The organism is Thioclava sp. L04-15 (assembly GCF_002020275.1).
In the GTDB taxonomy this organism is placed as follows: Bacteria; Pseudomonadota; Alphaproteobacteria; order Rhodobacterales; family Rhodobacteraceae; genus Thioclava; species Thioclava marina.
The window spans coordinates 95,425-108,510 of the sequence record NZ_MPZW01000008.1 but is presented as its reverse complement, the minus strand read 5'-3'; the positions used below and the strand labels follow the sequence as shown (position 1 = coordinate 108,510).

Annotated in this window: 16 protein-coding genes; 10 read left to right on the top strand and 6 right to left on the bottom strand. The window is 64.1% G+C overall.

The annotated features are described in order from the left end of the window. Positions 1–46: 46 nt before the first annotated feature. Positions 47–1,252: an MFS transporter gene (locus BMI90_RS15725; protein ID WP_210401971.1), complete on the bottom strand. Its 1,206-nt coding sequence runs from the start codon at positions 1,250–1,252 to the stop codon at positions 47–49. 197 nt (positions 1,253–1,449) lie between these two features. Between BMI90_RS15725 and BMI90_RS15720 the strand changes: the two genes are divergently transcribed. After that, entirely contained in the window at positions 1,450–1,884 is a 435-nt protein-coding gene (locus BMI90_RS15720; protein WP_078530449.1) for a DsrE family protein, read from the top strand. Positions 1,885–2,030: 146 nt separating this feature from the next. On the opposite strand, the gene BMI90_RS15715 is transcribed toward BMI90_RS15720, so the two are convergent. The 4 genes from BMI90_RS15715 to gatC are packed head-to-tail and all read right to left on the bottom strand — an operon-like array spanning position 2,031 to position 5,167. After that, on the bottom strand, positions 2,031–2,717 hold the full coding sequence (locus BMI90_RS15715; protein ID WP_246831566.1) for an N-acetylmuramoyl-L-alanine amidase: 687 nt from the start codon (positions 2,715–2,717) through the stop codon (positions 2,031–2,033). Then, the gene (locus BMI90_RS15710) at positions 2,714–3,403 is read right to left on the bottom strand and encodes a hypothetical protein (protein WP_078530448.1); all 690 of its coding nucleotides are present in this window, start codon (positions 3,401–3,403) and stop codon (positions 2,714–2,716) included. The genes BMI90_RS15715 and BMI90_RS15710 overlap by 4 nt, the downstream gene beginning before the upstream one ends. Position 3,404: 1 nt before the next feature. Beyond that, positions 3,405–4,883 carry an Asp-tRNA(Asn)/Glu-tRNA(Gln) amidotransferase subunit GatA gene (gene gatA / locus BMI90_RS15705; RefSeq protein ID WP_078530447.1) on the bottom strand — a complete coding sequence of 493 codons (1,479 nt, stop codon included), beginning with the start codon at positions 4,881–4,883 and terminating at the stop codon, positions 3,405–3,407. Then, positions 4,880–5,167: an Asp-tRNA(Asn)/Glu-tRNA(Gln) amidotransferase subunit GatC gene (gene gatC / locus BMI90_RS15700; protein WP_038077367.1), complete on the bottom strand. Its 288-nt coding sequence runs from the start codon at positions 5,165–5,167 to the stop codon at positions 4,880–4,882. Before gatC ends, gatA begins: the two co-directional genes overlap by 4 nt. Before the next feature lie 141 nt (positions 5,168–5,308). On the opposite strand from gatC, the gene BMI90_RS15695 reads away from it, so the two are divergent. From BMI90_RS15695 to BMI90_RS15680, 4 genes are all read left to right on the top strand, one after another. Then, positions 5,309–6,001, top strand: coding sequence for a metal-dependent hydrolase (locus BMI90_RS15695; RefSeq protein ID WP_078530446.1), 693 nt, complete (start codon positions 5,309–5,311; stop codon positions 5,999–6,001). 83 nt (positions 6,002–6,084) lie between these two features. After that, positions 6,085–6,453 (top strand): MerR family DNA-binding transcriptional regulator, encoded by a 369-nt coding sequence (locus BMI90_RS15690; protein WP_078530445.1) that lies wholly within the window; start codon positions 6,085–6,087, stop codon positions 6,451–6,453. Positions 6,454–6,693: 240 nt separating this feature from the next. Next, positions 6,694–7,089, top strand: a complete 396-nt coding sequence (locus BMI90_RS15685) for a MerR family DNA-binding transcriptional regulator (protein ID WP_078530444.1) — start codon at positions 6,694–6,696, stop codon at positions 7,087–7,089. A 29-nt stretch (positions 7,090–7,118) separates the two neighbouring features. Next, complete coding sequence (locus BMI90_RS15680) at positions 7,119–8,894, top strand: acyl-CoA dehydrogenase C-terminal domain-containing protein (RefSeq protein WP_078530443.1); 1,776 nt, start codon at positions 7,119–7,121, stop codon at positions 8,892–8,894. A 305-nt stretch (positions 8,895–9,199) separates the two neighbouring features. On the opposite strand, the gene BMI90_RS15675 is transcribed toward BMI90_RS15680, so the two are convergent. Continuing rightward, complete coding sequence (locus BMI90_RS15675) at positions 9,200–9,568, bottom strand: hypothetical protein (protein ID WP_078530442.1); 369 nt, start codon at positions 9,566–9,568, stop codon at positions 9,200–9,202. A 158-nt stretch (positions 9,569–9,726) separates the two neighbouring features. On the opposite strand from BMI90_RS15675, the gene BMI90_RS15670 reads away from it, so the two are divergent. From BMI90_RS15670 to BMI90_RS15650, 5 genes are all read left to right on the top strand, one after another. Further along, complete coding sequence (locus tag BMI90_RS15670; RefSeq protein WP_146671314.1) at positions 9,727–10,176, top strand: GFA family protein; 450 nt, start codon at positions 9,727–9,729, stop codon at positions 10,174–10,176. Continuing rightward, on the top strand, positions 10,176–10,388 hold the full coding sequence (locus tag BMI90_RS15665) for a hypothetical protein (protein ID WP_078530441.1): 213 nt from the start codon (positions 10,176–10,178) through the stop codon (positions 10,386–10,388). Before BMI90_RS15670 ends, BMI90_RS15665 begins: the two co-directional genes overlap by 1 nt. A gap of 14 nt (positions 10,389–10,402) precedes the next feature. Then, a complete protein-coding gene (locus BMI90_RS15660; protein ID WP_078530440.1) occupies positions 10,403–10,933 on the top strand; it encodes a hypothetical protein in 531 nt (176 codons plus the stop codon). Positions 10,934–11,118: 185 nt separating this feature from the next. Next, entirely contained in the window at positions 11,119–11,745 is a 627-nt protein-coding gene (locus BMI90_RS15655; RefSeq protein WP_078530439.1) for a glutathione S-transferase family protein, read from the top strand. 9 nt (positions 11,746–11,754) lie between these two features. After that, on the top strand, positions 11,755–12,966 hold the full coding sequence (locus BMI90_RS15650) for an acetyl-CoA C-acetyltransferase (RefSeq protein WP_078530438.1): 1,212 nt from the start codon (positions 11,755–11,757) through the stop codon (positions 12,964–12,966). The last annotated feature ends 120 nt before the right edge of the window (positions 12,967–13,086 follow it).

The following is a 13,086-nucleotide window of genomic DNA, read 5'->3' as shown; positions in this document are numbered from 1 at the left end:
GCGGGTCAGCAGATAGGCAATCGCGCGCGAGGCGTCAATCGCGCTCTTATTCGGCCGCCTGCGCCGTTCCCCGTCCGGTGCCGCGCAGGAGAAGCGCGATCGCGATCAGGCAAAGCGTCGCCACGATCCCCGCAAAGCCGAGACTGGTCGCGCGCAGCCCGAACTCGGCGCTCGCCAGCCCCACCCCCACCACCGGCAGCGAGATCGCGACATAGGCCACGGTGAAGAAGGTCGAGGTGACGCCCGCGCGCTCGGTCTCCGGGGCCGCCTGCGCGACATTTCCCAGCCCCGCGCGCAGCCCGATCCCATGACCGAAGCCCGCCACCATGGCACCCAGAAAGATCAGCCACAAAAGCGCCAGCCCAAGCCCCGCAGCAAGGATCACGACCCCGCAAAACAGGATCGAAACTCCGATCGGCAACCGGCGTCCCGAGGGCAAAAGCCCCAGCGCCAGCTGCCCCACGACCGAGGAGATCAGCAAGGAGGCCACGTCGAGCCCGATCAGAAAGGGGCTGTGTCGGCCCAGAACCTCCCCCAGATAAGCGGGCGAGACGGCGGTGAAGAACCCCGCCACCATGAAGCCCGCGAAGGCGGCGATCGCGGCGGGAACGAAGACCGGCACGACCTCGCGCGGCAGGCTCAGGCGCTGGAATTGCAGGCGCGGGCGCGAAGGAATGTGCACGGTTTCGGGGGCCGCGAGGATCAGCAGCACCGCGATTCCCGCCAGCGCGAGATGGGAAAGATAGGGCGCAGCAAGCGGCCCGGACAGGAGAGCCACCATCGAGGCGGCGAAAAGCGGCCCGACCCCCAGCCCGCCCAGATTGGCGGCAATGGCCGCAAACGTGCCCGCCTCGCGCAGCCGTGGCCCGGCCAGCTCGATCACCGCGACCGTTGCCGCCCCGGTATAGATCCCGGCCGAGAGCCCCGACACGAACCGCCCCGCCAGTAGCCATCCCAATCCCTGCGCCTGCCAGAAGATCAGATCGCTCGCGCCCGCGCAGATCAGCCCCAGGAGCAGCATCGGTCGCCGCCCGATCTGGTCCGACCATCGCCCCATCGCCAGAAGCGCGGTGATCACGCCGCCCGCATAAACCGCGAAGATCACCGTGATGATCACCTCGGAGAAGCCGAATTCCTGCCGGTAGAGCGGATAGAGCACCGTGGGCATCGTCGTGCCCAGCATCACCGTCAGAAAGGCGAAGACCGCCCCGGCAAGCCCCAGCAGGCGGCGGGGGGACGTCATCTCGGCCATCATCTCTCTCCTGTCGTCGTTGCATCGATACGCGACCCGGCTCGACGCGGCCCGACCCGGCCATGATCAATTGCCGCGCAGATGCGGACCGCCAATTCACGACTGCGTGAAGGACCAATGGGTGAGAGCGCGCTTTTTCTTGATTTTCGCCCGAGTCGGGCCGAGGCTGGAAATCCATAATGTGAAAGGGAGATCACATGCACAAGGGAGGAACCCGCCTCGGGCTGGCGCTCGCGGCGGCCGTTTGGGCGATGCCGGCCCTCGCGACCGAGAATATCGCGATCCAGGTCAACAGCAGCGATCCGCAGGTGATGAACATGGCGCTCAACAACGCGCTGAACCTCATCGAGTACTACAAGGAACAGGGCGAGGAGGTGAATATCGAGCTCGTGACCTACGGGCCCGGCCTCAACATGCTACGCTCGGACACCTCGCCGGTGAAAGCCCGGATCGAGGACATCGCGATGACCGAACAGCCGATTCATTTCCGTGCCTGCGCCAACACGATCGCGGGAATGACCAAGAAACAGGGGGTCGCCCCGCCCATGCTCGAAGAGGCCGAGGTGGTCCCCTCGGGCGCGGCCTATCTCGTCGAGCTGCAAAAACAGGGCTACAGCTACATCAAACCCTGAGGCAGGCAGGGGGCGCCGCCCCCTCGCGCTTACGCGCTCACCCCCGGGATATTTGAACCAATTCGAAGAGCGAACAGGATCGGCCCTTCTTCTTGACGAAAATATCTCGGGGGTGAATTTGCGCAGCAAAGAGGGGGCAGCGCCCCCTAGCTCGCGCGCCACACCCCTCCGTCATCGCCGAAACGCAGCGCGAGATCGGCCACGAGTGCCATGTCGCGTGCGTCGAGCGGGCCGTCATAAGAGGGGCGGAACCGCAGGCGGAAAGCGGGCAGGAGCACCGAGATCGGGGCCTCGGGATAGCCGAAGCTCTGGGCGAGGGCGCAGAAAGTCTCGGTGTCGGGTGCCGGGGCGTTGCGGGGCTCGGGCCAGATTGCAAACCCCTGGCGCGCCAGTCGCAGCCAGTCGAAGCGCGGGCCCGGGTCGATCTTGCGGCCCGGGGCGAAATCGGAATGTCCCAGCACGTTTTCCGGCGGGATCGCCCAGCGTGCCATGATCTGCGGCAAGAGGCGCTCCAGCGCGGCCATCTGCGGCTCGGTGAACGGCCGGTCGCCCATATTGTCGAGCTCGATCCCGATCGACCGCGAATTCACGTCATCCTGCCCCCGCCAGCTACCCAGGCCCGCATGCCAGGCGCGCATCTCTTCGGGGACGAGCTGCTCGGTCTGGCCGTCCTCTCCGATCAGCCAATGAGCAGAGACCTCGGCCTCGGGCAGGCAGAGGCGCGTGCGGGCGGCGGCGCAGCTCGACATCGCGGTGTAATGGATCACGATCAGTTCGGGGACCGCGCCATCACGGCGCGGGCCGAAATTGGGCGAGGGCCAGCCAGCGCTCACTGACGCGCGGCTTGGAAGGGCGTCGGATCCCAGTCGCAGGCGAATCCGTCTCCATCGGGATCGAGATTGAGCTTGTCGCGCTCGGGACCGCCTGCCGCGAGGAAGGCAAGCTGCGCCTGATCGGCCGAGACATATTTGGCGCAAGCCTTCTCGGTCGAGGTCAGATGCATTCCGCCGCGCTTGTAGACGGACTGGCCGGGACGGTTATTCACCGACAGCGCATAGGCCGCGAGGTTCGGCCCGGAGCTGTCCTGCGTCGCGATCGGTTGCTGGACGACGGGCGCGGGTGCGACGGGTGCGGGCTGCGTGCCCGCAGGCGCGGTCTGTTGCAGCGCCTGCATCGCTTCGGCGCCGATCGTCGCGCCGGAATTCGTGTCGCCCGGCATCGGCGGGGCGGCAACCGCAGGGTTCGAACCCACCGTGCCATCGGCATTGATCGTGGGCGCCGAGAGCGCATCGGTCGTGCCGGGCAGTGCCGTGCCGGTCGCATTGAGCGGTGCGCCGGGCGGCGAGGGATCGGGCAGTGCGCCCGGCGCTGCGGGCATCACGTTTTGCGCCGCGGGCGGCAAAATGGGCTGGCCGCGCAATTCGGCCTCGCGACGGGCAGCAGGACCGCTGTCGGGGACCGTGGAGATACAGCCCGACAGGGCGAGAACACCACCGAGGATCGCGAGCGCCTGTTTCATCTTACCACCATTTCTCCGGCTTGGCCGCGAAGCCCGCAGCCTGTTCGAGCACATGGGCATGGTTGAGCAGATCGCCCTCTTCCCAGGGACGCCCGATCAGTTGCAACCCGAGCGGCAGACCTTTCGAGTCGAGACCGCACGGCACGGAAATGCCCGGCAGGCCCGCGAGGTTCACCGTCACGGTGAACACATCATTGAGATACATCGCGACCGGATCGGCATCGGCCATCTCGCCCAGCCCGAACGCCGACGAGGGCGTGGCGGGCGTCAGGATCGCGTCGATGCCTTGCGCGAAGACCTGCTCGAAGTCGCGCTTGATCAGCGCGCGGACCTTGCGGGCGCGATTGTAATAAGCGTCGTAGAAACCCGCCGACAGCACATAGGTGCCGATCATCACGCGGCGCTGCACCTCGGGGCCGAAGCCCTCGGCGCGGGTCTTTTCATACATGTCCACGATACCCTCGCCCGCGGCGAGCTTGGCACGGTGGCCATAGCGCACGCCGTCATAGCGCGCGAGGTTCGAGGAGGCTTCCGCAGGCGCCACGACGTAATAGGCGGGCAGCGCGTATTTCGTATGCGGCAGCGAAATTTCGACGATCTCGGCGCCCGCATCCTTCAGCATCGCGATGCCGTCATCCCAGAGCTTGCCGATCTCGGCGGGCATGCCCTCGAGACGGTATTCCTTCGGGATGCCGATCTTCTTGCCGCGAATGTCGCCGGTCAGAGCCGCTTCGAAATCCGGCACCGGGATATCGGCCGAGGTCGAATCCTTCGGGTCATGCGAGCACATCGTGCCAAGCATGATCGCCGCATCGCGCACCGATTTGGTCATCGGTCCCGCCTGATCGAGAGACGACGCAAAGGCCACCACGCCCCAGCGCGAGACACGGCCATAGGTCGGCTTGATGCCCACGATGCCGGTGAAGGCGGCGGGCTGGCGGATCGAGCCGCCCGTATCGGTGCCGGTCGCGGCAAGGCACAGATCCGCGGCCACGGCGGCAGCCGAGCCACCCGAGGAGCCGCCCGGGGTCAGCTGACGCGCGTCAACTTTCCACGGGTTCACCACGGGGCCGTAGCACGCCGTCTCGTTCGACGAACCCATCGCGAACTCGTCCATAGAGAGCTTGCCGAGCATCACCGCACCCGCGTCCCACAGGTTCTGCGTGACGGTGGATTCGTATTCCGGCTTGAACCCTTCGAGGATGTTCGACGCCGCCTGCGTGGCCACGCCCTTCGTCGCGAAGAGATCCTTGATCCCCAGCGGGATGCCGCACATTGCGGGCGCGTCGCCCGACTTGATGCGCGTATCAGCGGCCTTCGCCTGTTCCAGAGCGATCTCGGGGGTCTTGTGCACGAAAGCGTTCAGCGCCCCCGCGCCCTCGATCTCGGACAGGCAGGCTTCGGTCAGCTCGACCGAGGTCACATCGCCCTTCTTCAGCGCGTCGCGCGCTTCGGCAATCGTCAGTTTGTTCAGGCTCATTCGACCACCTTCGGCACGGCAAAGAAGCCCTCGCGGGCATCGGGAGCGTTCTTGAGGATCTTGTCCTGGTAACCGCCATCGGTCACCTCGTCGACGCGGCGCTTGAGGCGCATCGGCGTGACCGAGGTCATCGGCTCGACGCCCTCCACATCAACCTCGTTGAGCTGCTCCATGAAGGTCAGGATGTTGGACAGTTCCTGCGCGAGTTCCGGCAGGTGCTCTTCGGGCACCCGGATCCGGGCCAGATGCGCCACCTTGCGGGCGGTGTCGATATCAATGGACATATGCTTCTCCGCTTGTCTTGGGAGGCGGTTTAGCCCGACCCAGTGGGGCTTTCAAGCGCCCCGCCCATTCGTGAGCCTCCCCTCCCCTTTCGCGCGCGGATTTGCGCCCTACACTGTGGGCCAGCAAAGGAGGACTGACACATGAAACTGATCTGGCTCGGCCATTCCGGCTTTCGCATCGAATCCGGCGACGCGGTGATCCTGCTCGACCCGTTCCTCACCGGCTCGCCGGTCTTTCCCCACGCCAAGCGCGACGAGGCGATCAAGGGGGCGACCCATGTGCTGCTGACCCACGGCCATGGCGATCACGCCAGCGACGCCGCCCCCATCTCCAGGGAACTCGGCATTCCCGTCTACTGCATCCACGAGATGTCGATCATCCTTGGCAAGGACGGCGCCGAAACCGTGGGCTTCGGCAAGGGCGGCACGGTCGATCTGAACGGGGTCAAGGTGACGATGGTGAACGCGACCCACTCCGCCTCGATCGACTACAAGGGCGGTGATCCGATCTATGCGGGCCAGCCTGCGGGCTTCATGATCGAGGCCGAGGGTCACACCATCTATGTCACCGGCGACACCGACGTCATGGCGGACATGGAATGGATGGGTGAGCTTCACAATCCCGATATCGGGATCATCGCCGCGGGAGGCCATTACACGATGGACATGAAGCGCGCGGCATGGGCGGCGAAGAAGTATTTCAACTTCAAGACCATCATCCCCTGCCACTACAAGACCTTCCCGCTGCTCGAACAGTCGGCCCAGCCGCTGGCCGACGCGCTGCCGGGCGTCGACGTGATCGAGCCCGAGATCCTCAAGGCGATCGAGATCTGAGCACGGCCTGCCGGGCGGCGCGTTGCATCGCTTGCAGCTTCCCGTCCGGCACGCTAGCTTCACGCCCCAACGGGAGGCCGATCATGTCAGAGTTGCTGTCATTCAAGGAAATGTGCGAGCGGTTCGACGTGACCGCGCGCACGCTGCGCTATTACGAATATATCGAGCTCCTGAATCCCCAGAAGGAAGGCCGCTCGCGCTTCTATGGTCCGCGCGAGGTGGCCCGGATGACGCTGATCCTGCGCGGCCGCCGCTTTGGCTTCTCGCTCGAGGAGGTGCGCCAGTGGCTTCTCATCTACGACCAGAAGGGCACCGAAGAGCAAAACAGGGTCTGGATCGAGATGGCCGATCGCCAGCTGGGCGTCCTTGCCCAGCAGCGCGAAGAGCTCGAAGCCGCGATCGAAGATCTCCGACAATTGCGTGATCAGGTGCAGGAGACACTTGATTCCTGATTGCAAAATGCATTCCTTAACGTCAACGTAACCCTCATAAGGGTAGGCGGGCTTGACGATTATTGCCGGTTTCAACGAAAGAAACTTGCTTTACCGAGTGGTAAAAAATCCCTGACATTACGTCACTGAATTCGTGACGCCACGTTACGGTGACGTGCACGTAAAGATCTCTTGTAATGTGGAGGCGATCAAACGATCTGCCCCTTCGCATTACCTAAAGGAAGCGACGAGGCCGAGAGTATGACCGAAACTGTTATGACGATCCGTGAGATGTGCGACGCGTTTGACGTGACCCCGCGCACCCTGCGGTTCTACGAGAGCAAGGAGTTGCTGTTTCCCATCCGCGAGGGGCAGAAGCGGCTGTTCACGCGACGTGATCGCGCCCGGCTGAAACTGATCCTGCGCGGCAAGCGTTTTGGCTTCAGCCTGGAGGACATCCGCCAGCTGCTGGACCTTTACGAGATGGGCGACAAGCAGAAGACGCAGCTGAGCGAGACGATCAAGCTCGCGCAGCAACGTCTGGAGGAAATGAAACGCCAGCGCGACGAGCTGGGTCAGGCGATCGAGGAACTGGCCGGGCAAATCGACTGGGCGGAACAGGAACTGGATAAGGCTCGCCACGACGACGCGGCCTGATCCGCGACGACGACTAAAGGGAGCGAACCATGTCGAGCTACACCGCCAACACCAAGGATATGCAGTTCGTGCTGCATGAGGTCCTGAAGATCTCGGAGGCCGGCGTGCCGGGCTACGAAGAGCTGGACCGCGACTTCACCGAGGCCGTGCTGGATGCCGCAGGAAAGGTCTCCTCCGAGGTGCTGGCTCCGCTCAATGAAGTGGGCGACAAGGAAGGCTGCGTGCTCGAGAACGGCGTGGTGCGCACGCCCAAGGGCTTCGATGCGGCGTTCGAGGCAATGAAAGAGGGTGGCTGGACCGCGCTCGATTGCGACCCGGACTTCGGCGGCCAGGGCATGCCCTACCTGTTGAACTGCGCCGTGGGCGAGATGTTCGTCTCGGCCAACATGGCCTTTAACATGTATCAGGGCCTGACCCACGGCGCCTATTCCGCAATCCACGCCCATGGCACGGATGAGCAGAAAGCGACCTATCTGCCGAAGATGGTCACCTGCGAGTGGACCGGCACGATGAACCTGACCGAGCCGCATTGCGGCACCGATCTGGGGATGATGCGCACCAAGGCCGATCCGCAGGACGATGGCTCCTACCTGATCACCGGCACCAAGATCTTCATCTCGGCGGGCGACCATGACCTTTCGGAGAACGTGATCCACCTCGTTCTGGCCAAGGCGCCGGGCGGCGGTGAAGGCACCAAGGGCATCTCGCTCTTCATCGTGCCGAAGTTCCTGGTGAACGAGGATGGCTCGCTCGGTGAGCGCAACAGCGTCTCGGTGGGCAAGCTCGAAGAGAAGATGGGCATCCACGGCAACGCGACCTGCGTCATGAACTATGACAGCGCGAAAGGCTGGCTGCTGGGCGACCTGCACAAGGGCATGCGCGCGATGTTCACGATGATGAACGAGGCGCGTCTGGGCGTGGGCCTGCAGGGCTATGCCGTGGCCGAGGCCGCCTATCAGGAAGCCGTCGCCTACGCGAAGGACCGTATCCAGGGCCGCGATGTGACCGGCGCGAAAGCGCCCGAGAAGGCCGCCGACCCGATCATCGTGCACCCCGACGTGCGCCGGATGCTCATGGACCAGAAGAGCTTCGTCGAGGGCGCGCGTGCCTTCACCTTCTGGGGGGCGCATCTGATCGACCGGGCGCACAAGCTCGACGACAAGGCGGCCGACGGGCTGATCTCGCTGATGACCCCGGTCATCAAGGGTTTCCTGACCGACAAGGGCTTCGAGACCGCCGTTTCGGCGCAGCAGGTCTTCGGTGGCCACGGCTATACCGAAGACTGGCCGATGTCGCAGCATGTGCGCGACGCACGTATCGCGATGATCTATGAGGGTGCGAACGGCATTCAGGCGCTCGATCTGGTGGGCCGCAAGCTCGCGCAGGATGGCGGCAAGCATGTCATGGCCTTCTTCGAGATGGTCAAGGCCGAGTGCAAGGCGCATGACGATGACGAGCGCATGAAGCCCTTCACCGATGCGCTGAAGAACGCCTCGAAGCAGCTTCAGGCGGCGGGCATGTTTTTCATGCAAAACGGCATGAAGAACCCCAATGCGGCGCTTTCGGGCTCGTATGACTTCATGCACCTGATGGGCCATGTCTGCCTCGGTCTGATGTGGACGCGGATGGCGAAAGCCGCCTTTGCCGCGCTCGACAACGGGGCGTCGGACACCGCGTTCTACGAGGGCAAGATCGCCACGGGCCGCTACTACATGGCCCGCCAGCTTCCGGCCTGCGCGATGCACCTCGCGCGGATCGAGACCGGCGCCGATCCGGTCATGGCGCTGGCCGACGATCAGTTCTGATAAAACTGGCAAGAGACGAGAAAGGGCGCGGTTTTCCGCGCCCTTTTGGTTTGGGGAGAGGTCGTCACTAAGGGCCTCGCCCGACCCTTGGGTGGGCGCTTTGTGCCGCCCGTGGCTTGGCGCTTTATCTCAAAAGCCCGCAGGTCGCGTGAACCCACGAGCCATCTCCAATGCGCCCTCCCGGGGGGAGGGGTGAGCCGGGACGAAGCGGCCTTCCAGTGGAAGGACGCCCCGGCGAACGCCTGAGCTTCGCGAAGGCCGGACGGGCGCGGCGGCTGGTCGCCCGAGCCAAACTCAATCGTTGCTCAGAAATGCGCTTTCGGCTCGTCCGGCTTGCCCGCGGCCAGTGCCAGAACGCCGCCCAGCAGCAGGAAGCCGATCGGGAACATGGTGAAGACACCAAAGCCGAAGGCGTAATAGACAAGACCGCCCGCGATCAGCATCAAGACCCCGCCCCAAAGCGCCCGGATCTTCGCCATCGCCCCCCCGGCAATTGCCAGAAGTGGCGCGAAGAAGCTCGCGAAGCGGATCAGCTCGGGCTTGTCGAAGTTGCCGAACATCTCGCCCACCTCGGAATGACGATGCACCACCTCGGTATAGCCGTAGCCGAAAAACCCCACGAGCATGGCGATGATCCCGCCGATGATCCCGAGCATCAGTGCCGCGTTGCGCATATCGCTGCCTCCCCGGACGGGCCGTCCGTTGCATTTGCTTCATTCGAAATAGAACTTCGGGACCGTGGGATTCAAGGGGGAGAGATTGTGAATTCTTCACACTGGTCAGCCCCATCGCCTCCCGATACCCTGCACCAAATCGTACCTAGGAGCCCGCCTTGACCAACGCCCCGCAAGATTATCCCGACGCCCGCGGCGGTTGCCAATGCGGCGCGATCCGGTTTTTCATCGCGGCCGGCCCCGCCAAGGCCGGGCTCTGTCATTGCCGGATGTGCCAACGCGCAACCGGCAACGCCTTCGCACCTCTCCTCGAGGTTCCGGCAGCCCGCGTGTCTTGGGCAGGTGTAGCCCCGAGCGAATGGGCCAGCTCGAACATATCGCAGCGCGGCTTCTGCCCCACTTGCGGCACGCCGCTCTATCTGCGCACCGACGACACGTTCGAATTCATGGCTGGCTGCCTCAGCCCCGACGTCCCGTTCCTCCCGCAAGATCAGGGTGGGATGGAGGCCCGAAAGAGCTGGCTGGACGCCCTGCCCTCCCTGCCCGCCCATACCACCCGGCCCGAATTGCTCGCCGTCGTGGTCTCGCACCAATCCAAGGAAGACTGATGCCCAAACGCCTGCGCCTGACGCGACGCTTTCCGGTCGCGATGACGAATGACGCTTACCGCCAGCTCAACCGCTTCGCGCAGGACGCCGGGATCACGTCCGACGAGGCGCTGACTTTCCTTTTCGAGCATTTCAACTCGGTCACCGATCACGACAACCTCAATCACCGGCTGCGCCTCTTCAAGGCCGAGCTCGACGCGCGCAAATCCTGATGAGAGGCTTGACCATGCCCCGCTTGTCGCTCTCCCTCGCCCTGATCCTCGCCTCTGCCTTTCCCGCCGCAGCCTTTGATGCCGCGGATCGCAATGCAGTCACGCAGGAGGTAGCGGGGTTTGAAAAGGCGGTCGAGGAGAAGGAATACGCCGTTTTCTTCGACACCGTGCCGCCGAAAATGATGCAGACCATCGCAGATCAGGCCGGGATGCCGGTCGAGGCGCTCGAAGCGGCGATGGCCAAGCAGATCACGCAAGCCATGGCATCGGTGAAGATGGACAGCTTCAAGATGGATACCGCCGCGATGGAGACGGGCGAGACCGCCTCGGGGCGCGCCTATGCCAAGATCCCGACCGAGTCGGTCATGGAAGCGCCCAATCTCGGGAAGATCCGCGCGACGAACACCACGCTGGCGCTGAAGGATGGCGAGGAATGGTATCTTGTGCGTATCGACAGCCCCGCGCAGCTCGCCATTCTGCGCAAGGTCTATCCTGATTTCGAAGGCATCACCTTCCCCTCGGGCACGATGGAAGCGGTGAAGTAAGCCGCCCTGCCCTGGCCCGCGCGCCGTTCACTCTCCCGTCACCTCCCGCGACGAAACGCCGGATCGGCCCTCGCTTCGGACGCAACGTCGTGATCGAATGACGTTGCGGCGAAACACCCGCAAGGGGCTTACGTTCGCGTCACTTAGGGGCCAGATTGGGCCCAGGATCAGGGAGGTCTGAGACCATGACGGCAAAGCTTTATTGCTTCGGCGAGTCCGGCAATGCCTACAAGGCAGCGCTCACGATGGAGCTTGCGGGCTACGACTGGGAGCCCGTTTACGTCGATTTCTTCAATGGCGAGGCGCGCAGCGCCGAATATCAGGCGCTCAACGAGATGGCCGAGGCGCCGGTTTTCGTCGAAGGCGATCTGACGCTCTCGCAAAGCTGCGTGATCCAGCTTCATATCGCGGAAAAGACGGACAAGTTTCTGGCCGATGACCGGCAGGAAATGATGCGCTGGCTGTTCTGGGATGCGCAGAAGGGCTCGGGCCAGCAAGGTTCCTTGCGCTTCTTGATGAATTTCCTGCCCGAGGCGAAGCGCCCGCAAGAAGCGATCGCCTGGCTCAAGGGCCGCGTCCTGACAGCGTTGAAGACGCTGGAGCGTCACATGGAAGGCCGCGAGTGGATCGTGGGCTATCGGCCCAGCTTGGCCGACTTCGCTTGCTGCGGCTACCTCTACTACCCCGAGCCCTTCGGGTTCGACCGCACCGAATTTCCCAATCTCGACCGTTGGCTGGATGGCATTGCCGCCCTGCCCGGTTGGAAACACCCCTATGATTTGATGCCCGGCAACCCTTCCGACCGGGCGTGAGGAGGAACCATGACGGAAGCCTATATCTATGATGCAGCCCGCACCCCGCGGGGCAAGGGCCGCAAGGACGGCTCGCTGCACGAAGTCAGCTCGGTCGCGCTGTCGGCACGGCTCTTGAGCGCGGTCAAGGAGCGCAACGGCCTCGAGGGTCACGCCGTCGAGGACGTGATCTGGGGCAACGCGACCCAGGTGATGGAACAGGGCGGCTGTCTGGCGCGCTCGGCGGTGCTGCTTTCGGATCTCGACGAGCGGATCCCGGGCCTGTCGATCAACCGCTTTTGTGCTTCGGGCATGGAAGCGGTGAACCTCGCCGCCAACCAGGTGAAGGGTGGCGCAGGTCAGGCCTATATCGCGGGCGGCGTCGAGATGATGGGTCGTGTCGCGATGGGCTCGGACGGGGCGGCGATCGCCGTCGACCCGACACTGGCGATGAAGACCTATTTCGTCCCGCAGGGGATCTCGGCCGATATCATCGCCACCGAATACGGGTTCAGCCGCGAAGACGTGGACGCGCTTGGCGTGGAATCGCAGCGCCGTGCGGTGGAAGCGATCAAGGACAACCGCTTTGCGAAATCCATCGTGCCGGTGAAGGACCAGAACGGGCTCGTGATCCTCGACCATGACGAATTCGTGCGTCCGGGCACCACGATGGAGAACCTCGCCGCGCTCAAGCCCTCGTTCAAGGAGATGGGCGAGGTGATGCCGGGCTTCGACAAGGTCGCGATGCTGAAATACCCGCATCTCGACCACATCAACCACGTCCACCACGCGGGCAACTCATCCGGCATCGTGGATGGTGCGGCGGCGATCCTGATCGGCAACAAGGAATTCGGTGAAGCGCATGGCCTCAAGCCGCGCGCGCGCATCCGCGCCACCGCGAAGATCGGCACCGATCCGACGATCATGCTGACCGGCCCGGTTCCGGTGACCGAGAAGATCCTCGCCGACTCGGGCATGTCGATCTCGGACATCGACCTCTTCGAGGTGAACGAGGCTTTCGCCGCCGTGGTGCTGCGCTTCATGCAGGCCTTCCAGGTCGATGCCGACAAGGTCAACGTCAATGGCGGCGCGATCGCACTTGGCCACCCGCTCGGCGCGACCGGCGCGATCATCATCGGGACGCTGCTCGATGAATTGGAACGGCGCGACCTGTCGACCGGCCTCGCGACGCTCTGCGTCGCATCCGGCATGGGTGCCGCAACGATCATCGAGCGCGTGTGATGTTCGACCTGTGCATACTCTTTTCCCGAGCAGCGGGGGCCTCCGGCTCCCCTGCTCGAACGCCGGGAAAGGGCATGCAACCTCTGGTTGACTCAGAAAAAGATTACTGCAATCTTAACA